This window comes from Nosocomiicoccus sp. HMSC09A07 (assembly GCF_001808485.1).
Taxonomy (GTDB): domain Bacteria; phylum Bacillota; class Bacilli; order Staphylococcales; family Salinicoccaceae; genus Nosocomiicoccus; species Nosocomiicoccus ampullae_A.
In genome coordinates this window covers 55,066-79,776 of record NZ_KV793627.1, presented here as the reverse complement: position 1 = coordinate 79,776, position 24,711 = coordinate 55,066, and the positions used below count along the sequence as shown (strand labels likewise).

Annotated in this window: 26 protein-coding genes; 1 reads left to right on the top strand and 25 read right to left on the bottom strand. The window is 35.4% G+C overall.

Annotated features, from left to right (window positions below; all coding sequences use genetic code 11):
* Nucleotides 1–57: 57 nt before the first annotated feature.
* The 4 genes from HMPREF3177_RS01125 to HMPREF3177_RS01110 all read right to left on the bottom strand — a co-directional run bounded on the left by HMPREF3177_RS01125 (nt 58) and on the right by HMPREF3177_RS01110 (nt 4,227).
* On the bottom strand, nt 58–432 hold the full coding sequence (locus HMPREF3177_RS01125; RefSeq protein ID WP_040928370.1) for a c-type cytochrome: 375 nt from the start codon (nt 430–432) through the stop codon (nt 58–60).
* Nucleotides 433–535: 103 nt separating this feature from the next.
* Nucleotides 536–1,642, bottom strand: a complete 1,107-nt coding sequence (rpoD, locus tag HMPREF3177_RS01120) for an RNA polymerase sigma factor RpoD (protein ID WP_070456434.1) — start codon at nt 1,640–1,642, stop codon at nt 536–538.
* A gap of 15 nt (nt 1,643–1,657) precedes the next feature.
* On the bottom strand, nt 1,658–3,409 hold the full coding sequence (dnaG, locus tag HMPREF3177_RS01115) for a DNA primase (RefSeq protein ID WP_070456432.1): 1,752 nt from the start codon (nt 3,407–3,409) through the stop codon (nt 1,658–1,660).
* Nucleotides 3,410–3,420: 11 nt separating this feature from the next.
* Nucleotides 3,421–4,227, bottom strand: coding sequence for a pyruvate, water dikinase regulatory protein (locus tag HMPREF3177_RS01110; RefSeq protein WP_068128277.1), 807 nt, complete (start codon nt 4,225–4,227; stop codon nt 3,421–3,423).
* 257 nt (nt 4,228–4,484) lie between these two features.
* Between HMPREF3177_RS01110 and HMPREF3177_RS01105 the strand changes: the two genes are divergently transcribed.
* Nucleotides 4,485–5,876, top strand: a complete 1,392-nt coding sequence (locus tag HMPREF3177_RS01105; protein WP_068128275.1) for a glycine--tRNA ligase — start codon at nt 4,485–4,487, stop codon at nt 5,874–5,876.
* Nucleotides 5,877–5,914: 38 nt separating this feature from the next.
* Here HMPREF3177_RS01105 and recO read toward each other — a convergent pair whose 3' ends face one another.
* From recO to lepA, 21 genes are all read right to left on the bottom strand, one after another.
* The gene (recO, locus tag HMPREF3177_RS01100) at nt 5,915–6,655 is read right to left on the bottom strand and encodes a DNA repair protein RecO (protein WP_070456430.1); all 741 of its coding nucleotides are present in this window, start codon (nt 6,653–6,655) and stop codon (nt 5,915–5,917) included.
* A gap of 8 nt (nt 6,656–6,663) precedes the next feature.
* Nucleotides 6,664–7,566, bottom strand: a complete 903-nt coding sequence (era, locus tag HMPREF3177_RS01095) for a GTPase Era (protein ID WP_070456428.1) — start codon at nt 7,564–7,566, stop codon at nt 6,664–6,666.
* Nucleotides 7,566–7,982 carry a cytidine deaminase gene (gene cdd / locus HMPREF3177_RS01090; protein WP_070456427.1) on the bottom strand — a complete coding sequence of 139 codons (417 nt, stop codon included), beginning with the start codon at nt 7,980–7,982 and terminating at the stop codon, nt 7,566–7,568. Before cdd ends, era begins: the two co-directional genes overlap by 1 nt.
* Complete coding sequence (locus HMPREF3177_RS01085) at nt 7,983–8,336, bottom strand: diacylglycerol kinase family protein (RefSeq protein ID WP_070456425.1); 354 nt, start codon at nt 8,334–8,336, stop codon at nt 7,983–7,985.
* 1 nt (nt 8,337) lies between these two features.
* Nucleotides 8,338–8,802 (bottom strand): rRNA maturation RNase YbeY, encoded by a 465-nt coding sequence (gene ybeY, locus HMPREF3177_RS01080; protein ID WP_070456423.1) that lies wholly within the window; start codon nt 8,800–8,802, stop codon nt 8,338–8,340.
* A complete protein-coding gene (locus tag HMPREF3177_RS01075) occupies nt 8,789–9,751 on the bottom strand; it encodes a PhoH family protein (protein ID WP_070456421.1) in 963 nt (320 codons plus the stop codon). Before HMPREF3177_RS01075 ends, ybeY begins: the two co-directional genes overlap by 14 nt.
* A gap of 41 nt (nt 9,752–9,792) precedes the next feature.
* On the bottom strand, nt 9,793–10,527 hold the full coding sequence (locus HMPREF3177_RS01070; RefSeq protein WP_070456419.1) for a YwiC-like family protein: 735 nt from the start codon (nt 10,525–10,527) through the stop codon (nt 9,793–9,795).
* Between the two features lie 61 nt (nt 10,528–10,588).
* The gene (locus HMPREF3177_RS01065) at nt 10,589–11,107 is read right to left on the bottom strand and encodes a hypothetical protein (RefSeq protein WP_070456417.1); all 519 of its coding nucleotides are present in this window, start codon (nt 11,105–11,107) and stop codon (nt 10,589–10,591) included.
* 8 nt (nt 11,108–11,115) lie between these two features.
* Nucleotides 11,116–12,108 carry a flotillin-like protein FloA gene (gene floA, locus HMPREF3177_RS01060; protein ID WP_070456415.1) on the bottom strand — a complete coding sequence of 331 codons (993 nt, stop codon included), beginning with the start codon at nt 12,106–12,108 and terminating at the stop codon, nt 11,116–11,118.
* Complete coding sequence (locus HMPREF3177_RS01055) at nt 12,108–12,782, bottom strand: NfeD family protein (RefSeq protein WP_168161294.1); 675 nt, start codon at nt 12,780–12,782, stop codon at nt 12,108–12,110. Before HMPREF3177_RS01055 ends, floA begins: the two co-directional genes overlap by 1 nt.
* Nucleotides 12,783–12,895: 113 nt before the next feature.
* Nucleotides 12,896–13,072 (bottom strand): 30S ribosomal protein S21, encoded by a 177-nt coding sequence (rpsU, locus tag HMPREF3177_RS01050; protein ID WP_040928386.1) that lies wholly within the window; start codon nt 13,070–13,072, stop codon nt 12,896–12,898.
* Between the two features lie 105 nt (nt 13,073–13,177).
* Entirely contained in the window at nt 13,178–13,840 is a 663-nt protein-coding gene (gene deoC / locus HMPREF3177_RS01045; RefSeq protein ID WP_070456410.1) for a deoxyribose-phosphate aldolase, read from the bottom strand.
* Complete coding sequence (mtaB, locus tag HMPREF3177_RS01040) at nt 13,841–15,226, bottom strand: tRNA (N(6)-L-threonylcarbamoyladenosine(37)-C(2))-methylthiotransferase MtaB (RefSeq protein WP_070456407.1); 1,386 nt, start codon at nt 15,224–15,226, stop codon at nt 13,841–13,843.
* Nucleotides 15,227–15,297: 71 nt separating this feature from the next.
* Nucleotides 15,298–16,011 carry an RsmE family RNA methyltransferase gene (locus HMPREF3177_RS01035; protein ID WP_070456405.1) on the bottom strand — a complete coding sequence of 238 codons (714 nt, stop codon included), beginning with the start codon at nt 16,009–16,011 and terminating at the stop codon, nt 15,298–15,300.
* 5 nt (nt 16,012–16,016) lie between these two features.
* A complete protein-coding gene (prmA, locus tag HMPREF3177_RS01030) occupies nt 16,017–16,949 on the bottom strand; it encodes a 50S ribosomal protein L11 methyltransferase (RefSeq protein ID WP_070456403.1) in 933 nt (310 codons plus the stop codon).
* Nucleotides 16,950–16,951: 2 nt separating this feature from the next.
* Nucleotides 16,952–18,085 (bottom strand): molecular chaperone DnaJ, encoded by a 1,134-nt coding sequence (gene dnaJ, locus HMPREF3177_RS01025; protein WP_070456401.1) that lies wholly within the window; start codon nt 18,083–18,085, stop codon nt 16,952–16,954.
* Nucleotides 18,086–18,169: 84 nt separating this feature from the next.
* The gene (gene dnaK, locus HMPREF3177_RS01020; protein ID WP_070456399.1) at nt 18,170–19,990 is read right to left on the bottom strand and encodes a molecular chaperone DnaK; all 1,821 of its coding nucleotides are present in this window, start codon (nt 19,988–19,990) and stop codon (nt 18,170–18,172) included.
* Between the two features lie 44 nt (nt 19,991–20,034).
* Complete coding sequence (gene grpE, locus HMPREF3177_RS01015) at nt 20,035–20,595, bottom strand: nucleotide exchange factor GrpE (RefSeq protein ID WP_068128246.1); 561 nt, start codon at nt 20,593–20,595, stop codon at nt 20,035–20,037.
* Nucleotides 20,596–20,598: 3 nt separating this feature from the next.
* Complete coding sequence (gene hrcA / locus HMPREF3177_RS01010; protein WP_070456398.1) at nt 20,599–21,567, bottom strand: heat-inducible transcriptional repressor HrcA; 969 nt, start codon at nt 21,565–21,567, stop codon at nt 20,599–20,601.
* 82 nt (nt 21,568–21,649) lie between these two features.
* On the bottom strand, nt 21,650–22,768 hold the full coding sequence (hemW, locus tag HMPREF3177_RS01005; protein ID WP_070456397.1) for a radical SAM family heme chaperone HemW: 1,119 nt from the start codon (nt 22,766–22,768) through the stop codon (nt 21,650–21,652).
* A 61-nt stretch (nt 22,769–22,829) separates the two neighbouring features.
* Nucleotides 22,830–24,653, bottom strand: a complete 1,824-nt coding sequence (lepA, locus tag HMPREF3177_RS01000) for a translation elongation factor 4 (RefSeq protein WP_070456973.1) — start codon at nt 24,651–24,653, stop codon at nt 22,830–22,832.
* Between the last annotated feature and the right edge of the window lie 58 nt (nt 24,654–24,711).

Here is a 24,711-nt window from a genome sequence, read left to right as displayed (position 1 = left end):
ACCTAATTTAAAAAAACTCCTACATCAGATGTAGGAGTTATCATTTTCAATTATTTATTACTTAGTAAAGAATTCATACATAGCGTCGATTTCTTCATCTGAAATTTGACTTTCAGAGAACGCTGGCATTGCAGTTCCTTCAATACCATTTCTAACGTCTTTAACAAATGTTTCTTTGTCAACGCCAGTTCCAGCTAAAGCAGGACCCATACCACCAGAGAAGTCTTGACCGTGACATGACGAACAGTTATCTTTTGCTACGCCTTCACCATCAGCATCTCCAGAAGATGCGTTATCTCCGTCTTGTTGTTCAGTTCCGTTATCAGCAGTATCTCCACCATCATCAGTAGCTCCGTATGAAGAAAGTAAGAATACAAGTCCGACACCTAGGAAGATGATCAGTAAGAATGGGATAATTGGATTCTTGTTCATTAAATTTCCCTCCTCTTATAATTAGCATATTCTTATTCAATTGTATACTACTTGCAAATAAATTCCAACGAGTATTTTTTGTAATTATACACTTTGTTCACAATTAATCCATAAAATCTTTAAGTTTTTTAGAACGAGAAGGGTGACGAAGTTTTCTTAACGCTTTCGCTTCGATTTGACGAATACGTTCGCGTGTGACTCCGAACACTTTACCAACCTCTTCTAACGTACGAGTACGACCATCATCTAAACCAAAGCGAAGACGTAACACATTCTCTTCACGGTCCGTTAACGTATCTAAAACATCTTCTAGTTGATCTTTTAGCATTTCATATGCTGCGTGATCCGATGGGCTTTGTGCTTCAACGTCTTCAATGAAATCTCCAAGGTGTGAATCATCTTCTTCACCAATTGGAGTTTCAAGTGAAACAGGTTCTTGTGAAATTTTTAAAATTTCTCTTACGCGGTCAGCTGTAATATCCATTTCTTCTCCAATTTCTTCAGGTGTTGGTTCACGCCCTAAATCTTGAAGTAATTGTCTTTGAATACGAATGAGTTTGTTAATCGTTTCAACCATATGAACAGGGATACGAATTGTTCTCGCTTGGTCAGCAATCGCACGTGTAATTGCTTGACGAATCCACCACGTTGCATACGTTGAGAATTTAAACCCTTTCGTAAAGTCGAACTTTTCAACAGCTTTAATAAGACCCATATTCCCTTCCTGAATAAGATCTAAGAATAGCATCCCACGACCAACATAACGTTTTGCAATACTGACTACGAGACGTAAGTTTGCTTCAGCTAATTTATTTTTCGCCTCTAAGTCTCCCGCTTCAATACGCTTAGCGAGTTCGACTTCTTCTTGAGCCGTTAATAAATCTACGCGTCCGATTTCTTTTAAATACATACGTACTGGGTCGTTAATTTTAATACCGACCGGTGCAGACATATCACGTACGTCTAATTTCTCATCTTTATCATCTGCGTCTTTTTCGTTCACAAGTTCAATCTCTGCAGTATGAATTTGCTCAAAAAATTCATCCATTGCATCAGAGTCTAAGTCAAAATTTTGTAACTTATCGGCAATTTCTTCGTGAGATAACTCACCTTCTTGTTTTCCTTTTTCTAATAGGAACTGTTTTACAGACTCAATATTTGTCATATCTATTTCATTTTCAGCTAATGATAGCGTCTTTTTAACTGACATTGAAATCCCCCTAATTTATTTTGACTTTGGAAATTTTTGGAGTTCTATTAATTGATTAAAGAGTTCTAACGCTCGCTCATCATCTCCAATGAGTTCAGCTTGCTCAATTTCTTTGATCAGATTATTTTTCTCCCCACTACTTGAACTTATACCACAAATCGCCTGTATATAATCATTTAATTCTTGTTCTTCTAAGACAGGTAAATCAGTCGCGATAATATGTTCTAAACAAGTGATTAATTCGGGGTCAATATAAGATATAAACATCTGTTTATCAAATGTATCGAATTCGCTAAAATATTCCACTAATTTATTTATTATATCATGATAACCATTTGTTTGAAATAAATTTAAGTCAAAATTTGAGGTAAAATACCGCATTCTCTCTTTACTATTGATTAATGTATGCATAATATGTTTCTCTTTAAATTCACGTGACGTTACACGTGTCACACTCGGACTACTGAACGTTGTTTTATTGCCTCGTCGACGTTGTTTTTTTGGTAATTGTCGATGGATAAGCTCTGCATCAACTTCATAGAGTTCAGATATTTGTTTAACAAGTCGGCTTTGTTCCACTTCGTTATCAATATATTTTAAGAGTTGAATCGAATGATTTAAGTACTCAGAGAACTTTAAGTCGTTTCGTTTTGAACTTTTAAGTTTTTCTTTCGCATCATAAACAATAAAATGATCTCGGTTCTCATAAATATATTTCTCAAATGATTCTTCGCCATGCTTTTCAATAAACTCATCCGGGTCCATACCTGTTTGTAACGGAATGACATATGGATTTCCTTTTTGTTCGAGTATCTTTTCTCCGACCGATTGAGTTGCATTTTTACCCGCTTCGTCTCCGTCGAACATTAATGTTATATTTTTAGAGACTCGCTTTAAAATTTCAATTTGCTTTAAAGACACACTCGTCCCCATCGTCGCGACGACATTTTTTATAGATGTATTTTTTACTTTTAATACATCCATATGTCCTTCCATTAAAATCACTTCTTTTTCATCTTGGATAACTTTATAAGCATCAGATAAATTAAATATAATCGAGCTTTTATGGAAGATGTCTGTTTCAGGAGAGTTTAAATATTTCGGTGTATCATCACCTAACGCTCGTGCTGTAAAAGCGACATATTTACCTTTATGATTTTTAATCGGTATCATAATACGGTTTCTAAATCGGTCAAAGTACTCGAACGTCTCTTCGTTTCGTGCAACGAGACCAGCTTGGTACATCATCTCTTTAGAGAACTTTAGATTTTCTAATAGCTGAATAGCACTATCTTTTATATTTGGAGCAAAACCGATCTTTTCCTTTTTGATTTGTTCGAGTGTAAAACCTCTCTTTAATAAATAGTTCAGTGCTTCTTTCCCTTCAGCAGTTGACACTAAAATATTATGATAGTTATCTACCATAATCTCATGCATTTTAATGAGTTGAAGCTCTTTTGAATTCACATTCGTTTGTTTATGTTTAACTTTAATACCCGAACGCTCGCCAAGAGATTGTAATGCTTCATTGAAGGGAAGATTTTCCATCTCCATATAAAAATCAATTACTGATCCATTTGCTCTACAACCGAAGCAATAATAACTTCCCGTATCTTTATAAACGTTAAAAGAAGGTGTTTTTTCGTTATGAAATGGACAAAGCCCAACGTAGTTATTACCTCTTTTTTCTAAATCAACATATTCTGAAATGAGATTTACAATGTCAGTAGATTCTTTTACTTGATCCACTACAGATTTTTCTGCCATTCAATACACCTCTATAAATTCATAATTCTAATAATCTCACTCGCGGTTTCTTCTATCGCTTTATTTGTAACATTGATTGTACAGCAACCAATTTTTTTAACTGTTTGATGGAAATACTCGAGTTCCGCTTCGATTCTTTCGTTTTGCCCGTATTTAGCATTTTCAAGTAAACCAAGTTGCTCGAGTCGTCTTTTTCGGATTTCAAACAGTGAAGATGGATCAATTTCTAAACCGATACATTTATTAGGGTCGATTTCAAATAGTTGTTCTGGTAATTCGACTTCTGGGACAAGTGCAATATTAACAACTTTATATCCCCTATATGCTAAAAACTGTGAAAGTGGTGTTTTAGATGTTCTCGAAACACCAATTAATACGATATCTGCATATTTTAAACCAGATGGGTCTCTACCATCGTCATAACGTACTGCGAATTCAATCGCTTCTATCTTTTTGAAATAGTCCGCGTCGAGTTTATGGACACGACCAGGTTCATATAACGGTCCATCCTCTAGTTTTTCTTTCAACATATCCATAACTGGTGTCATAACGTCTACAAATGGAATATTGAGTTGTGTTAGTTTCTCTACAATATACTTTGAAAGCTCTGGTTTAATGAATGTGAAAATTACAACGACATTATCTAATTTAATCGATTGAATGAAATTATCGATATCCTTTACATCAGTTAAATGTGCATATCTCTTTAAATTTCTTTCTTCTACTACAACATCAAATTGAGATAGTGCTGCTCGTGCAACTACTTCTCCAGTTTCACCAATAGAATCTGATGCAATGACTATTTTTAAATTTTTCACGTATGATCATTCCTTTATAAAACGATAGATATATGTGTGATTGATACGTTTTGTTGCATTGTGAATACTTTAATTATATAATATATGTGACAGCGAGTTAAGAGTAGTGAAAGCTTAACGCATAAATTGGCATATAAAAGTAAATAACGAAATGAAGTAATTTTAAATTATAAATAAGGGTGGAACCGCGGGTATATACTCGCCCCTGGGTAACATTTTTTTGTTATCCAGTTTTTTTATGTAAAAGGAGAATGAAAATGTCAGAAGAAAAAAAGTACTCAATGGAAGAAATTGTAAACTTCGCGAAAACGAGAGGTTTTGTGTTCCCTGGTTCTGAAATCTATGGTGGTCTTGCGAACACTTGGGATTACGGTCCACTTGGAATCGAATTAAAAAACAACGTCAAACAACAATGGTGGAAAAAATTCATTCAAGAATCTCCATATAACGTTGGAATCGATGCATCTATTTTAATGAACCCTAAAGTATGGGAAGCATCAGGTCACTTAGAAAACTTTAACGACCCGATGATCGACTGTAAAGCATGTAAAGCACGTCTTCGTGCAGATAAGCTGATTGAAGAACATATGCATAAAACAGACGATAGCTTTGTTGCTGATGGTATGGAATTCGATGAGATGAGTAAACTCATTGACGATGAAGGTATTAACTGTCCAGTGTGTGGTGCACATGACTTTACTGAAATTCGTCAATTTAACTTAATGTTTAAAACGAGCCAAGGGGTAACAGAAGATTCTTCTACAGATATTTTCTTACGTCCTGAAACAGCTCAAGGAATTTTCGTTAACTTTAGAAATGTACAACGTTCGATGCGTAAAAAATTACCATTTGGTATCGGTCAAATTGGTAAATCATTCCGTAACGAAATTACTCCAGGTAACTTTACGTTCCGTACGCGTGAATTCGACCAAATGGAATTACAGTTCTTCTGTAAACCAGGTACTGAATTAAAGTGGTTTGATTACTGGAGAGATTTTGCTGAGACTTGGTTAAAAGACTTAGATATTGATATGGATAAAATTAGAATTCGTGCACACGATGAAGATGAGTTATCACACTACTCTAACTCTACAGTTGACTTTGAGTACTTATTCCCATTCGGCTGGGGAGAGTTATGGGGTATCGCATCTCGTACAGACTTCGACTTATCTAAACATATGGAGTTCTCTGGTGTTGATTTTAAATACCATGATCCAGAAACGAACGAAAAATACGTACCATTTGTTATCGAGCCGTCACTCGGTTTAGACCGTATGACACTTGCATTTTTAGTCGATGCATATGAAGTTGAAGACTTAGGCGAAGGACAAGAGCGTAACGTCTTAAAGTTACACCATAAACTTGCACCATTTAAAGCAGCAGTGTTACCACTATCTAAAAAGTTAAGTGAAGATGCAATGAAAGTATACGAGCAACTTGCTCCAGACTTCAACATCGAATTTGATGAAAGTCAATCTATCGGTAAACGTTACCGTCGTCAAGACGAAATAGGTACACCGTATTGTATTACGTTTGACTTCGACTCTGTTGAAGATAATAAAGTAACAGTACGTGACAGAGATACGATGGAACAAGAACGTATTGCTATCGCTGACTTAAATGACTACTTAAAAGAAAAAATGAAATAATAATAAAGCAGTGTCGTAAATAATTTACGACACTGTTTTTATATTTGAAGTAACTTTCTCGTTTTAAAAAATTCTCCGGTATATTCTTGAAACAACATATCGACAAACTTAAAAAGTTTCTTTCCGTCTTCTTCACCGATATTAATAGAGTTTAAATGTTCGACTTGAACGTGCTTTAAAAATGCTGCTAAATAGATTGAGCGGCTACTCACATATACTGAGCGCTCTAAATGTTCTTCATCATAATGATCATTACATATGACACCGTGGTATTTAAACGAATATCGGTTCATGTTTTCATAACTATAACTGCCACATAATACACATTTGTCAACATTTAATAGTGCACCGTACATTGGAAATAGTTTTATAATGACAAAACTTAACACCGAATATTTTTCATTTTTATCATCGAGTAATTTAAACGCTTGATGTATTAGTCGGTATAACGACGGATCAGCGATTTCTTCGTCTGTCACTCGACTAATGAGTTCAACGATATAACTCGCTATCGTATACGTGTCAAAATCATTGTTAATGGTATTGTACCCATCGATGATATCAATTTCTGTTAATGTGCCCATACCTCGGTGTCTTGAATACGTAAATAACGTATGTTTATAGCCTTGTTTTAAACTATTAAACGGACTTCTTGGCTTGTTAAATCCACGTGCCATTAACGGTACAAGTGCACCATGTTCACTGAGTACTGTGATAATTTTACTGGACTCACTATAATTCGTTTGTCGAATCATGAATCCTTTATTTTGGTGGATCAAACTATCACCTAATATTCTTCGTCTTTATAGCCTAAGCTTCTAATAAATTGAGGTTTGTTTCTCCAGTCTTTTTGGACTTTTACCCATAATTCTAAATACACTTTGTCTCCAAGTAATGCCTCGATATCTATACGTGCAAGCGTACCAACTCGCTTTAGCATCTTACCACCTTTACCGATGACCATACCTTTTTGAGAATCACGTTCGACGTAAATCGTCGCTTCGACTTTTACTTTTTCGCCGTCATTTTCTCGCTTCATCTTCGTTACTTCAACGCCAATTGAATGTGGAATTTCTTGATCAGTTAAAAGTAAAATCTTTTCACGAATTAACTCCGATACGATAAAATGCTCTGGATGATCCGTAATTCTGTCTTTTGGATAATACATAGGGCCTTCTTCAAGGTGTGATTCAATAACATCTAATAATTGGCCAGTATTTGTACCTTGTAACGCACTGATTGGTACGACATCACTAAATTCAAAATCAGTTGTATATCGTTCAATAATTTCAGGTAACTCATCAGGGTGAATTAAATCGATCTTATTGATGACTAAAATAACAGGTGTATCTGTATCTCTAATCATATTTATGACGAATTCGTCCCCAGGACCTTTTTTCTCAGTTGCATTTACGACGAATAAAATCACTTCGGTTTCACGTAGCGTTCTTTTAGCTACGCGCATCATATGTTCACCGAGCTGATGTTTTGGTTTATGAATACCCGGTGTGTCGATAAAAATCATTTGTGCTGTTTCTGTCGTATACACACCTTGAATTTTATTTCTCGTCGTTTGTGGTTTATCACTCATAATCGCGACTTTTTGACCGAGCACGTGATTCATAAATGTCGATTTACCAACGTTTGGTCGCCCGACTATTGTAATAAAACCAGATTTAAATGTTGACATTAATCCATATCCTTTCCGCTAAATCCAAGTGGTAACAATTCATCGACCGTCTTTTTAATGCAGCGCTTATCTTTACTTAACATATAGACTGGCATATCATCATGAGTTAGTTCTTTTAATACTTGACGACATACACCACATGGACTCGCTGGATCTTTAGCATCTGTAATTACAACACATGCTTTAAACTTTGTAATCCCTCTTGCATACGCAGAAACAAGTGCTGTACGTTCTGCACAAATTGTCGCTGGATACGATGCGTTTTCGATATTTGCACCGTACACGTATTCATCGTCTTCAGTAATGAGTAATGCACCAACATTAAATTCAGAATACGGTGTATAAGCGTTTTGTTGTGCTTTGATTACTTCATCGTACCATTCATCTTTAAAAATCCCATCATCAATAATTGCCATTTATAACACTCCTATCAATTTTAATAACTTTGGTAGTAATATGATTACACCAATTAAGGCTGCGTAAATACTCGAAAGTAATACTGCAAAACTTGCGATATCTTTTGCATATTTTGCATGTTGTTCAAAATCACTCGTTACGAGGTCAACGACCTCTTCGATTGCTGTATTTAAAGCCTCTGTAAGTAGCACTAAAAATATTGCACTTAATATAAAGAGCCATTCCGTCATATTAATAGATAAAAAATAAGATACGATGATAACACATACTGCACTTACTAAATGTAAGACGTAATGAGAGTCTTTTGTAACGAGTCGTAGAAATCCAGAAAATGGATATTTAAATCGCTTCATGTTAATCTCTCGAGATTCCAAATGCATCTAATATTTCTTTTTGAAGACCGAACATTTCTTTTTCATCTGCTTCAGTCATGTGATCATATCCAAGTAAATGTAAAAATCCGTGTAAAGATAAAAACATTAATTCACGTTTATATGAGTGACCGTATTCTTCTGCTTGTTCTTTCGCACGATTTGTATTAATAATAATATCTCCAAGAGTTACTGGCATTCCTGGAATTTCTATATCATCACTTTCATCGTCTAAAAAGGCAAACGAAATCACGTCTGTCACTTCGTCTTTATTTCGATAATCTCTGTTAATTTCTTTTATTTCATCTTCTGAAACAAATGATATAGATACTTCAGCATCTTCACTTTGTTTTAAAAACTCATATGAATAATTAAGTAGTGATTCTATATCTTCTTTTTCTAAATCTGACGAATAATTCTCATCGTCTAAAAAATCAATCGTTAACATTTAAATCACCTGCTTCATATGCACGAATTATTCTTGATACAAGTGGGTGTCTCACAACGTCTTGATCTGTAAAGTGATTAATTTGAACGCCACGTACGTTTCTTAATCGTTCTACACTTTCAATTAAGCCACTTCTCGTTTTACTCGGTAAGTCAATTTGTGTTTCGTCTCCTGTGACGACCATTTTAGAACCAAATCCAAGACGTGTTAAAAACATCTTCATCTGCATTGAAGTCGTATTTTGTGCTTCATCTAATATTATAAATGCGTCGTTTAACGTACGCCCTCTCATATACGCTAGAGGTGCAACTTCAATAATGCCACGTTCGATAAGACGATCCGTATGTTCTTGCCCTAAAATAGCATGTAATCCGTCATATAATGGACGTAAATACGGGTCGACTTTTTCTTTTAAGTCTCCAGGTAAAAACCCTAAGTTTTCACCCGCTTCTACCGCTGGTCTTGTTAATACGATTCTTTTTATATCATTATCTTTTAACATTTGACACGCAATAACAACAGCTAAAAATGTTTTACCTGTACCTGCTGGGCCGATTCCAAACGTTAAGTCGCTATTTTTAATATGATTGACGTATATTTGTTGTCCAGTCGTTTTTGCTCGAACTGGTTTACCTCTATAATCTTTTGCGATTTCTTCTTTGTAAAGATCTTCTAAATACTCTAACGTTTCTTTTTCGGCCATTTGAATCGCAGATTGTAAATCACGTAAAGTCACTTGATGACCTTGTTGTTTTACGCGAAGTAACGACGTTAAAATATTATAGATTTTAACTTCTGTTTCTTCGTCATCACTTTGAATTTTAACTTCATGTCCATTTGAACGAATCTCAGCATCATATTCATCTTCTAAAACTCGAATATGGGAATCGTTTACCCCTAAAATTTGTTGTGCGTCGTCCAAATTATCAAAATGTATCACTTTTGGCATGTACTAACCCTCTCTGTTTTGAAGTATAACTATTTTTTAGATTACCTAAAATATACCATAAATAGTGATATAACTATAGTCACGAACACTACATGGATGATTTCTAATATCCCAAGTTGCTTTGGTTTCCATCCTCTCCCGTAGACATAAACCGCTCTTATAAAACCAAATGTAAATGCGATACCGACTACAGGATGGTAAATAAAACCAATAATCATTACTATAAAATGATAAATAAACGATGCCCATTTATAAGTCGGATTATTCTTCTCACGAATGACTGTTTTAACAACGAGTGCTGATCCAATGAAATATAGTGTCGATACAATCATCACAAAATATAAATTAAACGTCATTGAATGAGTATTTAAGAATGCTGTTGCACTACCTGCTAAACTGAAAATGATAATTGCTGCTATATTATTCAGCATATTTCTTTCATCGCGTGTGTAGGAAAAATAAGCATTCAATATACCGAATGGAATCATACATAGGAAAAAGAAAATGACTCTATAATCAGTAACAATCGGATAAATTAGAATTAGAAGCGATAGACTCGTAAAAAGAAGCGCACTATTTAAAACTTCATATTCTTTACGTTTAATTCTTTTAAAAAAATAAAGTATATGATCAGCTGCAAAAAATATGAACAACCATCCGACAATGAAAAACAATTGAGAAACATGGAATCCTCCTGCAACTATTCCTAATATCGGAGGCATAAAAACCATCGCCCATGCACCGTGCTGGTTTTGCTTTTTAAATTTAAACTCCATTACTCACACCTCTCCTCCATTATACAATGAATACTAATGTAAATAAAAAAGAGCTAGGTAATTACCTAACTCTTCTCATCTTACTTTTCGGCGGACCGAGAATCTCTTTCATCACGATACCGTTAACGACTGCTTCTTTATCGAATGATAACTTTTTATTGTACGGACTATCGTCAAAGATAACTTGTTTTACTTCATCAGTTCCATTCGTGAGAACTGATTTTTCTTTATTTTTTTGTAGCTCTGCGACTCTCTTTTTCGCTTCATCCGCTTGACGCTGTCTTTCTCTAAGTCGTTCTTTTTCACGTTTATATTTGTCCTCAACGGCCTTTTTAGAAGTTTTGTCTAACTTAGGTTTTCCTTGTTGTGTTGTCGTCTCTTGCTTTAAGTCCGTAAATTCTTTTTTTAAACGTTTAAACTCGTCCACCGCTTCAGTTTTTGATTTTTGATATTTTTCATTTAGTTTATCAAAATCAATATTTCTTGGATTCTTAGATTGCTTTTCCTTTTCTTTAGCATCATTGAGATATGATATTATCCCACCAATAGCAAAAATTATTAATGGTACGAGTAACTCCATATTATCACTTACTCTTCTTCATTATATTTCGTTGGATCTGTCATCTTGTTAATAGAATCTCTCATTTTTGTGTCTGCTTCGATGTTCTTTAAATCGTAGTATTCACTTACAGTGATACGGCCTTCCTCTAAAGCTTTTGCAAATGCAAGTGGTACTCTAGATTCAGATTCTACTACTTTCGCGTGCATCTCTTGAACACGTGCTTTCATTTCTTGCTCTTCTGCTACTGCCATTGCACGGCGCTCTTCAGCTTTTGCTTGAGCGATATTTTTATCTGCCACAGCTTGTTCAGTTTGAAGGTCTGCACCGATGTTTTTACCGATATCTACGTCAGCGATATCAATCGATAGAATTTCAAACGCAGTTCCTGAGTCTAGTCCTTTTTCAAGTACAGTTTTTGAGATTAAATCTGGGTTTTCTAATACAACTGTGTGATGCTTTGAAGAACCGATTGTCGATACGATACCTTCACCAACACGTGCTACAATTGTTTCTTCACCGGCACCACCGACGAGACGGTCGATGTTGGCACGTACTGTAATACGCGCTTTCGCTTTTACTTCGATACCATTCATTGCAACACCGGCAATAAATGGCGTTTCGATAACTTTCGGGTTAACTGACATTTGAACTGCTTCTAAAACGTCACGGCCTGCTAAGTCAATTGCTGCACAGCGTTCAAACGTTAAGTTAATATCTGCACGTTGTGCCGCAATTAATGCATCAATTACTCTGTCTACGTTACCACCAGCTAAGTAGTGTGATTCTAATTGGTTTGTCGTCACATCAATACCAGCTTTACGTGCTTTAATTAACGGTTCTACAACACGTTTTGGTTTAACTTTTCTTAAACGCATACCAATTAACGTAAATATACCAATCTTAACTCCAGCAGCTAATGCTGAAATCCATAATCCTACTGGAACAAAAGATAAAATAAACATTACCGCTATAAAAATAACGACAACGAATAATATAAGTGAGATTAAACCACCTGTCATTAATTATCCACCTCTTCATTTTTTATCGGTCTAACAACAATTCGAGTACCTTCAACGAAGATCACTTTTACTTTAACGTCTCTTTCTATAAAAGTTCCCTCTGCTACCGCATCAATTCTATTATCATCGATTATTACTGTTCCAGAAGGTCTTAATGGTACTGCAGTCACTCCTACTTTTCCAAGTAGATAAGAACGGTCATCAAATGAAGTATAACCACTTTCGCTGTCTGTCGCGTCTGTCAAGACAAAACGCTTCCATAATGGGACTCTCTTCTTTTTCATTTTGACTAAAACACCTACCTCTATCGCAACTAAAATGATAATGAGAAATACGATAACACTATAAAGCATTAGGTCATTCGTTATAAATATAATACTTATAAAGAGTAAAATCGTTCCGATGACGCCGAGTACTAATCCGAAGATAAAAAACTCTAAAACGATTAGTGCAGACGCAACTAATAGTAATAACAACGCAAACACACTCGACTCGTTTACGAGTATATGTCCGAGATAAAATGTGAAGATCGAAAATATACTCAGTACACCAACGAAATTAATTTTGTGTGAAAAGAGTTGATATGTAAGTCCTAGAAAGAACGTTAACAAAAGAATTGTTGAAACGACTGGACTCGATATAAAGTTAATAATATTTATCAATAACCCGTTCACGTTGAATTCCTCCATTTTATTATACATAACTCCATTAATTTTTTATATAAAAAAGGGGATGATTCTCATCATCCCTTTATTTATAATTCTGTTACTCGAGGGAGTTACACGAATTATCTAAATTTACGTTTACGTGCCGCTTCTGATTTTTTCTTACGTCTTACAGAAGGTTTTTCGTAATATTCTCTTTTACGTGCTTCTTTAATCGTACCGCTTTTAGAAACTGTACGCTTGAAACGACGTAACGCATCTTCGATAGATTCGTTTTTTCTTACTACTGTTTTAGTCATCGTGTTCCCCTCCCTCCGAAATAACACAAAGAGCAAATATTTAAGATATTAAAATAATATCTAGTGTATATTATATTATAAATTTAATAATATGGTCAAGGTGTTTTAATATTCTGAATTACTTTTTTCACCTAGAACAATTTTCACACCACTTGATGCACCAAGTCTTGTTGCACCTTTTTCAATCATTTGTAATGCGTCTTCTTTAGAGCGGATGCCTCCACTTGCTTTAACACCGAGTGCATCTCCAACTGTTGACTTCATTAGCGTAACGTCTTCTACTGATGCTCCTCTTCCGTTAAATCCTGTTGAAGTTTTAACGAAATCTGCACCTGCTTTTTTAGAAAGTTCACTCGCTGTTACGATCTCATCAGGAGTTAGTAACGCTGTTTCAATAATTACTTTAACAAGCGCTTCACCTTTAACATTTACGACTGCTTCTATGTCTTTTTGAACCGTTTCTAAATCTCCAGTTTTTAATGCGCCGATATTAATGACCATGTCAATTTCATCAGCACCATTACGAATCGCTTGAACCGTTTCAAACTGTTTAACTTCTGACGTCGTCGCTCCGAGTGGGAATCCAATAACTGTACAAACTTTCGTGTCGCTACCTTCAAGTAGAGACTTACATAGCTCAACGTGTGACGGATTCACACAGACGCTAAAGAAATTATATTGTTTTGCTTCTTCACATAATTTTTTAATATCGTCTGTTGTTGTATCTGGTTTTAATAATGTGTGATCGATATATCGTTCTATTTTCATTTAAATCCTACTTTCCATATGTGCAGCTTCACTTGTGTGCACATGTCTTTCTAAATAATCGTACTGTTTTACCATCGGTTTTTCGAGCACTTTAACGATTTCACCTTTTGATACTGGATAACCTGGCTCTGTCACTTTAACTTTAACGAGTTCACCAGTTAGGCTTTCATCTCCATCTACTGCTACTTTCATGTAATTATCCGCATGTCCAACGAGAATACCGTCTTCCATTTTTTCAGGAATAATTTCTAATACGTCATCTTTAAACTTCTCAGCATAGCTTAACGCAAGTGCGTCCGATAACTCGATGAGTTTTTTTACACGCGCTTCTTTCGTTTCATTATCGATTTGATCTTTCATACGTGCAGCTGGTGTTCCTGTACGTGTTGAGTACGGGAATACGTGTAATTCTGAGAAATGATGCTTTTTAATGAAATCATATGTTTCCATAAACTCTTCTTCTGTTTCACCAGGGAATCCAACGATAACATCTGACGTAATCGCAGCACCTGGCATCATTTCTTTAAGTCTTAAAATACGAGATTCATAAAAGTCCATCGTGTACTTACGTCTCATACGTTTTAAAACAGTATCTGATGCAGATTGAACAGGTATATGGAAGTGTCTTACAATTTTATTTGAATGATAAATAACTTCGAGTACTTCATCTGTTAATTGCGACGCTTCGATACTAGAGATTCTTAAGCGATTAAGACCTTCGACTTTTTCGAGATCTTTTAATAGCATTGCTAAGTTATAATCTTTTAAGTCTTCACCATATCCACCAGTATGAATACCTGTTAAAATGATTTCTTTATAACCTGCTTCAACAAGTTTTTCTGCTTGTTCAATTACCTTTTCAGGGTCTCTAGAACGCATTAAACCACGTGCCCACGGAATAATACAAAATGTACAGAAGTTATTACACCCTTCTTGAATTTTTAACGTCGCACGTGTGCGGTCTGTAAAGTACGGTACGTCCATTTCTTCAAACGTACGTTTTTTCATAATGTTTTGAACACGGTTAATCGGTTGACGTTCTTCATGATACTGTTCGACATAGTCAATTAACTTATCACGATTTTCTGTACCGATAATTATATCGACACCAGGTATTGCTTCTATCTCTTTTGGTGCTGTTTGAGCATAACATCCAGATACTGCAATGACTGCATCTGGATTTTGACGAATCGCTCGACGAATCACTTGACGTGACTTTTTATCACCTGTATTCGTTACTGTACAAGTGTTCACAACAAAAACATCAGCATTATCTTCAAACTCAACGCGTGAATATCCTGCATCTTTAAAAATTTGCCACATCGCTTCGGTTTCGTAATGGTTTACTTTACAACCGAGCGTTGAAAAAGCAACTGTTTTTTCCATCTATATCAAATCTTTCTTATAAAATAATCATCAGCTATTTTAACATAATGAAAAGTGCGCTTCAATAAACGTTAATTATAGAAGCTGTCGATCACCGATAACATATATAAAGGTGCGGTCTCTGCACGTAATATACGTTTCCCGAGTTGAACGATTGTAAAGTTATTATGTGACGTGACTTCACTCTCTGTAAATCCACCTTCAGGTCCGAAAATAATCGCGATATGTGTGTCTGTTCTATTTAAAGCAGTTGCGAATTTTTTATTTTCTTGAAGACGAACATCTTCATAACCTATAAAGACGTTATCATACTGTGTAAAATCTATTGACTTTAGTTTACCTAGAAATTCGATCGTAGGTATCGTATTACGTTTTGACTGTTCGCTTGCTTCTGTTACGATTTTTTCAAAACGTGTTTTACGTTTTTGTTTTTTCTTTTCATCAAGCTTTACAACTGAACGATCTGCGTCATAAAAGTAGAAATGTTCCGCACCGAGTTCGGTACTTTTTTGCAGCATAAAATCAAGTTTATCTCCTTTTAAAAACGGAGTATATACACTCACTTTAATGTTGCTCTCTACACTTTGAAGCGTCGAAATCACTTCTATTTTAAATGGAGTGTCTTCAATTATGTTCACGATAAAGACATCTTTGTTTTTGTCCACAACTTCTATTTTGTCACCAATAGACATACGCATCACATTAAAAATGTGATGCGTATCTATATTTAAGTCTGTATAAATTTCGTTTTCTTGTAAAACAGTATCTACAAAATATCTTTGCATAGCACTTATCCTTTTTTAGATAGTATACTCACCCATCCATCGTCTTCTAAAACTTCGATTATACTAAATCCAGCATCTTTTAATTGTGAAAGAATATCTTCTTTTTTCTCTACAATAATACCACTTGAGATAAAGTAACCGCCATCGTTTAATACTCGATAAGAATCTGTAATCATATCCTCAATAACATGAGCTAATATATTAGCAACGACTATATCGTAATTTTTTGTCTCATTTTTTAATAAATCCGCAGCTCTTAAATCGACTGGTTTAGTATCGTTTAATTTAAAGTTTTCTTCAGCAACTTTTAATGATAACGTGTCTATATCTGTTGCTGTTAAGTCTCTCGCACCCATTAAATACGCGCCGATTGTTAGAATACCAGAACCTGTACCAACATCGATCACTTTATGTTCCGGACGTATGATTTTTTCGATAAACGTTAAACACATCGACGTCGTCGGATGGTCTCCTGTACCAAATGCCATTCCTGGATCAAGTTTAATTAAACGGTCATTAGCGTCATATTCATAATCATCCATTTCCCATGACGGAACAATGACAAATGACTCTGACACTCTAAAACTGTGGAAATACTTCTTCCATTCATTTTCCCAATCCGCTTCTTCTACAGTATCCACTGTAACTTCAATCTCGTCACGATTAATGATTGCTTCATTTTCAGAAATGAACTGATTAATGAGGTTCAGCTTTTCATCGAGATTTTCTGTCTCATCGTAATATACTGAAATACGAATATCGGACTCTGGATAATCACTTTCGTTTAAACGGAATTTATGTTCGAAATCATCGATATTACTTTTCATTAAATCAACTGAATAATCGACAGAAATACCATTAGAAATATCTGTTAAAAATAGAGATAGTGGTGCTTCATTTTCAATCTGTGAGTGTAACGAAATTTTATACCACTTCATAATTAGTCCCCTTTAAAGAATCGACGTGCTTTATCTGTAAATGATTCTTGCGATCCTTTTACTTGATTACCGTTTAGTTCGGCCAGTCTTCTAAATAATTCTTTTTCTTCTTCTGAAAGTTTCGTCGGTGTCTCTACTCGAATTGTAACGATTTGGTCACCAAAACCAAATCCATTGACGTTTTTAACACCTTTTTCTCTAAGACGTAATTTACGTCCAGACTGAGTGCCTGCTTTCACGTCGATTTCAACTGGTCCGTGTAATGTCGGTACTTTTACTTGGTCACCAAGCGCTGCTTGTGAGAACGTAATAGATAATTCATAGTGAATATCGTCACCATCACGTACGAACTCTTTGTCTGGTTTCACTCTAAATGCGATATAAAGGTCACCCGCTGGTCCACCGTTATATCCAGGTTCACCATATCCTTGAAGACGTACTTGTTGTCCGTTATCAATACCTTCAGGAATAGTCACTTCGATTTCAACATCTTTTTGTATTGTTCCTTTTCCGTGACACTTATCACATGGATGTTCGATTTCTTGACCTGTTCCTCCACATGTTGGACATGTACGTTGTGTTCTAATTTTACCGAATGGTGTATTTTGTTCTACATTGACGTTACCTGTTCCTGAACACGTTGAACATGTCTTTTTAGACGTTCCGGCTTTTGCTCCGCTTCCATCACAATGATCACATTCAACTTCTTTTGTGATTGTGACAGTCTTTTTACCTCCGAAAACCGCTTCTCTAAAGTCGATTGTCATCGTATATTGTAAATCGTCACCTTGGCGTGGTGCATTTGGGTCTTGACGACGGCTTCCACCGAAGAAACTTGAGAATATATCTTCAAATCCTCCAAATCCACTTCCACCGAAGTCATTAAATCCACCGCCGAATCCTCCAGTACCATCAAATGCACTATGTCCAAACTGATCATACTGACGACGTTTTTCATCGTCATATAGTACGTCGTATGCTTCTGTTACTTCTTTAAATTTTTCGTCTGCGCCTTCTTCTTTGTTAATATCTGGGTGATATTTCTTAGACAGTTTACGATATGCGCGCTTAATTTCTTCTTTTGTTGCGTCTTTGTTTACGCCTAATACGTCATAATAATCTTTTTTAGTAGCCAATTTTTCTCCTCCAACATACAAATATTACCATTTAAAAAAGTCAAAGCCAAATGCATTGGCTTTGACTTTAAGAGTCTATCTATATTACTTGTTGTCGTCTTCGTTAACTTCTTTAAAGTCCGCATCTACAACGTCATCATCTTGAGCTGGTTGACTAGCGTCACCTTGTTCTTGTTGCATTTCTTGGTAAACTCTCATAGAAACTGCTTGAAGTGCTTGTTCAAGTGCTTCTTTCTTAGATTTAATTTCATCTAAGTTATTCTCTTCAAGTGCTTTTTGTAATGCATCTTTCGCTTCGTTTACGCTCGTTTTTTCATCTTCAGTAACTTTGTCGCCAAACTCTTCTAAAGTTTTACCACTTTGGAATACGAGTTGGTCTGCTTCGTTTTTAAGATCTGCTTCTTCACGACGTTTTTTATCTGATTCTGCATTTTCTTCTGCTTCTTTGATCATGCGTTCGATATCTTCGTCTGAAAGATTTGAAGATGCTTCAATTTTAATGCTTTGCTCTTTACCAGTTCCTAAGTCTTTTGCAGACACGTTTACGATACCGTTTTTGTCGATATCAAACGTAACTTCGATTTGTGGTACTCCACGTGGTGCTGCTGGAATGTCTGTTAATTGGAAACGTCCAAGCGTTTTGTTGTCTGCAGCCATCTCACGCTCACCTTGTAGAACGTGGATATCTACTGCTGGTTGGTTATCTGCTGCTGTAGAGAACACTTGTGATTTACTAGTTGGGATTGTCGTATTTCTTTCAATTAAAATTGTGTTTACGCCACCCATTGTTTCAATACCAAGTGATAACGGTGTAACGTCGAGTAATACTACGTCTTTTACATCTCCAGATAATACTCCACCTTGGATTGCTGCACCCATTGCAACAACTTCGTCTGGGTTAACAGAGCGGTTGATTTCTTTACCTGTTTCTTTTTTGATTGCTTCTTGTACCGCCGGAATTCTCGTTGAACCACCGACTAAAATAACTTCGTCAAGATCTGAGAAACTTAAGCCAGCATCTTTAATTGCGTTACGTACAGGAATCATTGTTCTTTCAACTAAATCGTGTGTTAACTCATCAAATTTAGAACGCGTTAATGTCGTTTCTAAGTGTAATGGACCTGCTTCTCCTGCACTAATGAATGGTAGAGAAATTTGTGCTGATGAAACACCTGATAAGTCTTTTTTCGCTTTTTCAGCTGCATCTTTTAAGCGTTGCATCGCCATTTTATCTTGTGATAAATCAATGCCGTTGTCTTTTTTGAAGATGTCTACTAAGTAGTCGATGATTTTTTCGTCAAAGTCATCTCCACCTAGTTTGTTATCCCCACTCGTAGCTAGTACGTCGAACACACCGTCACCAAGTTCTAAAATAGAAACGTCGAACGTACCTCCACCTAGGTCAAATACGAGTACTTTTTCTTCCTCTTCTTCTTTGTCTAAACCATATGCTAACGCTGCAGCTGTTGGTTCGTTAATGATACGCTCTACTTCAAGACCAGCGATTGTACCTGCGTTTTTAGTCGCTTGACGTTGTGAGTCATTGAAGTATGCTGGAACTGTAATAACTGCATGTGTCACTTTTTCACCTAAATAGCTTTCTGCTGTTTCTTTTAAATCTTGTAAAATCATCGCAGAGATTTCTTCTGGTGTATATGATTTACCTGCAACTTCTTCTTTATAGTCTGAACCCATGTGACGTTTAACACTCATCACTGTATCAGGGTTAGTAATCGCTTGACGTTTTGCAACCTCACCAACTTGTCTTTCTCCATCTTTAAACGATACAACTGATGGTGTCGTTCTGTTACCTTCACGGTTAGCGATAACTTTCGCTTCTCCACCTTCTAATACTGAAACTACTGAGTTTGTAGTACCTAAGTCAATACCAATAATTTTAGCCATAATTAAAATTCCTCCATAAAATATCTATATTATATCTGTTAATATTATTCGCTTACTTTGACCATGCTCGCTCGAATGACACGGTCTTTTAGTAAATACCCTTTTTGGAATTCTTCAATCACTACACCAGATTCAACACCGTCTTTTGCTTCCGTCATAATTGCTTGATGGAAATTCGGATCAAACGGTTCGTCTAATGCTTTGATTTGAGTAATTCCATTTGCTTCAAGTTTATTTAAAAAGTCGTTATAGACCATTTCAACACCCTTATGCAGTGATTCAAACGATTCAGAATCTCCTGTTTCTTGAAGCGCACGTTCTAAATTATCTAGCACCGATAATAGATCAGTCGCTAAACTTTGATTTTTATATTTGTTATTTCTTTCTGTTTCTTCTCTAGAACGTCTTTTAAAATTTTCAAATTCTGCATAAAGTTTTAAATATTTGTTTTCAGATTCATCCAGTTGTTGCTCTAACTGTTCTACTGGATTTTCTTCTACTTCTTCAACTTCTTCGATTTCTTCCAAATCTTCGTTCTTTTCTTCTGTAAGTTCTTCAGTTTCTTTTAGTTCTTCTTCTTGTATGTTTTCATTCTTCTTTTCCACGCACTAACTCTCCTTTTGATTAAATGCATGTAATAATGTGATTATTTTTTGATACCCCATAATTTCTGGGCCAATCACCATCAAGTTAGCCGTCACATCGTTATAAGTGACGTTTGTTGATACGATTGATAAAAGTTCATAGTTTTCATCGATTTCTTCACCAAAACGTACTTCAACTTCACGACTATGTGATCGTAATTGTGGAAGTTTTGCATGCTCAATGTCATTGTAAAGTTGAGTGAGCGTTTCTACATCAGTTTCAAAGTCTCTCAGTAAAAATCCGAGTCCTGAGTAAAACGATACTGTTTTCTCATCGCCTAGGTTCTCGATTTTTTCGGATAATTTTAATAAAAACTGCTGTAACAACGGATTGTTTTTAACGAGATGCGTTTTAACAATATTAATTGCTTCTTTAATAGAAGCATCAATAAGTAATACATTTAAGTCTCTCGTTAACACATCTAAATCGTGCTGTTTTATATCTCGTGACTTTCTAATCGTCACTTGCTTTACCGCTTCACTATCTAACACGATGACTAAAAGCACAAGCGCGTCTGAAATCGATGTGAGGTAAACACCTTTAACTACTTCTTTTTCATCTGTTAATGTAACGTAAGTTAAATGTTGTGTTTTGTTGCTAAGTGTATGCGCAATACCTTGTCCTAAACGATTTAAATTCGACTCATTAAAATCAAATTTTAAGTCGATTTTTGCTGGCATATTTTCGATATCTCGTTGAATATCCTCGATGTACTTTCTAAGACCTTTTCTCGATGGAATTCGTCCCGATGAAGTATGTGCTTTAGAAAGAAATCCAAGATTTTCTAACTCTGCCATTTCGTTACGAATTGTCGCACTAGAAACATCTAATGGATATTTCTCTAACAATCGCTTTGAACTAATCGGTACGCTCACATTTAAAAAATCATCTACAATAAAATGAAGAATGATCTCTTGACGTTTTGTAAGCATCCTTTCACCTCATTAGCACTCATCATCTCTTAGTGCTAATTCTATAATAATCAATAGGTCAAAGAATGTCAAGACTTAACCCTCAATCGATTAAAAAATCAATAAACACGTCGTTTCCAACCATTTTCCCTTGCTCTGTCAACGATAAATATTCTCCGTTTATTTGTAAATTATTTTGATTAATATGCTTTTCAATAACATCTCCATATATATCAAAAAGAGAAACTCCATATTTATCTTTAAACTGTTTGATTTTTAGTCCTTTGTTTAATCTTAAGTTTAAAAACATTTCTTCTTCGTACATCTCTTTATTAGTTAATTTATGAATTTCCTTAATCGCATTCGTATCTTCTTTCATACGATTAATATAGTGCGGTACTGGTTTTACATTAAAATATCTTTCTCCATTTACATATCCATGGCTCCCAGCACCTGCACCGTAATATTCATTGTTTTTCCAGTATGTCTTATTATGCATCGATTCATACTTTGGATATGATGAAAAATTTGATATCTCATATTGGTGATAACCTATTTCTTTTAAACCTTCCATTACACGCTCATATCTTTTTCCTTCTACTTCAGAATTTGCTATGTGTAATTTCCCTTGTTTAATTTTGTTATAAAAAATCGTATGTTTTTCAACAATCAATGAATACCAAGAAATATGTTTTGGTTGTAACACTTTTATATTATTCAATGAGTCTTCAATATGTTGAGACGTTTCCCCAGGAAGGTTATACATAAGATCAATCGAGTAATTATCTAAACCAATTTTTTCCATATGATTAATAGAGCGATAAATATCATCAAAATTATGCGTACGTCCAAGAATTTTTAATAGCTCGTTATCAAATGTTTGTACACCGAGAGACACGCGATTTACACCGTATTCTTTTAATAGACTGATTTTTTCAGTCGTTAACTCATCTGGATTTGCTTCGAACGTATACTCATGACTGACATTAAAATTATCATTAATAAATAAAAGTAATCGTTCAAGCTGGTTCAGATTTAAAGCGGTTGGTGTTCCGCCACCGACGTATATCGTTTTTAAACTACGTTCTTTTAAGTACTTTAATTCTTTAATTAACATATCTACATACGTGTCGACGGGCTGATTGTCGATTAAAAACTTATTAAAGTCGCAATATGCACAAATTCGATTACAAAACGGAATGTGAATATATAGGCTATCCATAATTGCCTCCTTAAAAAAAATGAGAAATCATGAAACATGATTTCTCTTTTAAAATAATCAATTAGTCTTCATCCATACGTAATACTGCTAAGAAAGCTTCTTGTGGAATTTCAACTGAACCAACAGCTTTCATCTTCTTTTTACCTTCTTTTTGCTTTTCTAGTAGTTTACGTTTACGTGATACGTCCCCACCGTAACATTTAGCAAGTACGTTTTTACCAATCGATCGTATATTTGTACGTGAAATAATTTTGTTTCCAAGCGCCGCTTGAACAGGCACTTCAAATTGCTGACGTGGAATTAACTCTTTTAGTTTCTCTACGAGTGCACGTCCTCTTTGATATGCAAAGTCTCTATGAACGATAATACTTAATGCATCGACGACTTCGTTATTTAGTAAAATATCCATTTTAACTAATTTCGATTCTTTATATCCGATGATTTCGTAGTCTAAACTTGCATATCCTTTCGTATGAGACTTTAACGTATCGAAGAAATCAAATACGATTTCTGCTAATGGTATTTCATATTTAACATTCACGCGAATATCATCTAAATAATCCATCGTTATAAAGTTACCACGATTCTTCTGACAAAGTTCCATCACTGCACCAACATAATCGTTTGGTACCATAATCTCTGCCTTTACATAAGGTTCTTCGATATAATCAATTAAATCTTGTTTTGGCATTTGTGACGGGTTATCTACGTTATGTATTTCACCGTCTGTTGTATGCACTTTATAAATCACTGAAGGTGCTGTCGCAATTAAGTCAATACCAAATTCACGCTCTAGTCGTTCTTGGATAATCTCCATATGAAGCATTCCTAAAAAACCAGTACGATAACCAAATCCTAATGCTTGAGAAGACTCTGGTTCAAACTCTAATGCAGAGTCATTTAACTGTAATCTTTCAAGAGCTTCACGTAAATCTACATAGTCTCCAGAATCAATTGGATATAGTCCACAGTACACCATCGGGTTCATACGTTTATATCCAGGTAGCGGAGTATCTGTTGGGTTGTTTGCATGTGTAATCGTATCACCAACACGTGCGTCAGATACTGATTTTACTTGTGCTGCTAAAAATCCAACGTCTCCAACAGTTAGTTCGTCAACTGCCATTGGAGCTGGCGTATGTATGCCGACTTCAGTTACTTCAAATTCGGTACCTGTTTGCATCATACGAATTTTATCTCCAACTTTAACCGTACCGTCAAACACACGAATCGACGAAATCGCACCACGATATTGATCGTATTCAGAGTCAAAAATTAACGCTTTTAAAGGTGCACTTGGATCACCTTCAGGTGGTGGTACAGTGTCTACGATACTTTCTAATATATCATCGATACCAATATCCGCTTTTGCAGATGCGCGTACCGCATCGTCTTTATCTAGACCAATGACATCTTCAACTTCCTGTGCAACACGTTCTGGATCTGCAGCAGGTAAGTCTATTTTATTAATTACAGGTACTAATTCTAACTCGTTATCTAATGCAAGATAAACGTTCGCGAGTGTCTGTGCTTCGATACCTTGAGCAGCATCGACGACTAAAATTGCACCTTCACATGCCGCGAGAGAACGTGATACTTCATAAGAGAAGTCGACGTGCCCTGGTGTATCGATTAGGTGGAAAATATACTCTTCTCCATTTGGTCTTGTATATTTTAACTGAACAGCGTTTAACTTAATCGTAATACCACGCTCTTGTTCAAGCTCCATTGCATCGAGTAGTCTGTCGGACATATCACGTGCAGCTACTGATTCTGTATGCTCAAGTAATCGATCGGCTAATGAAGATTTCCCGTGATCGATATGAGCTATAATAGAAAAGTTTCTAATTTTCTTTTGTCTTTCTAAACGCTTTTTGTCGTCCATAATATATCCAACACCTTTACTAACAATTGAATTAATTATATCAATTTCATATAGTTTC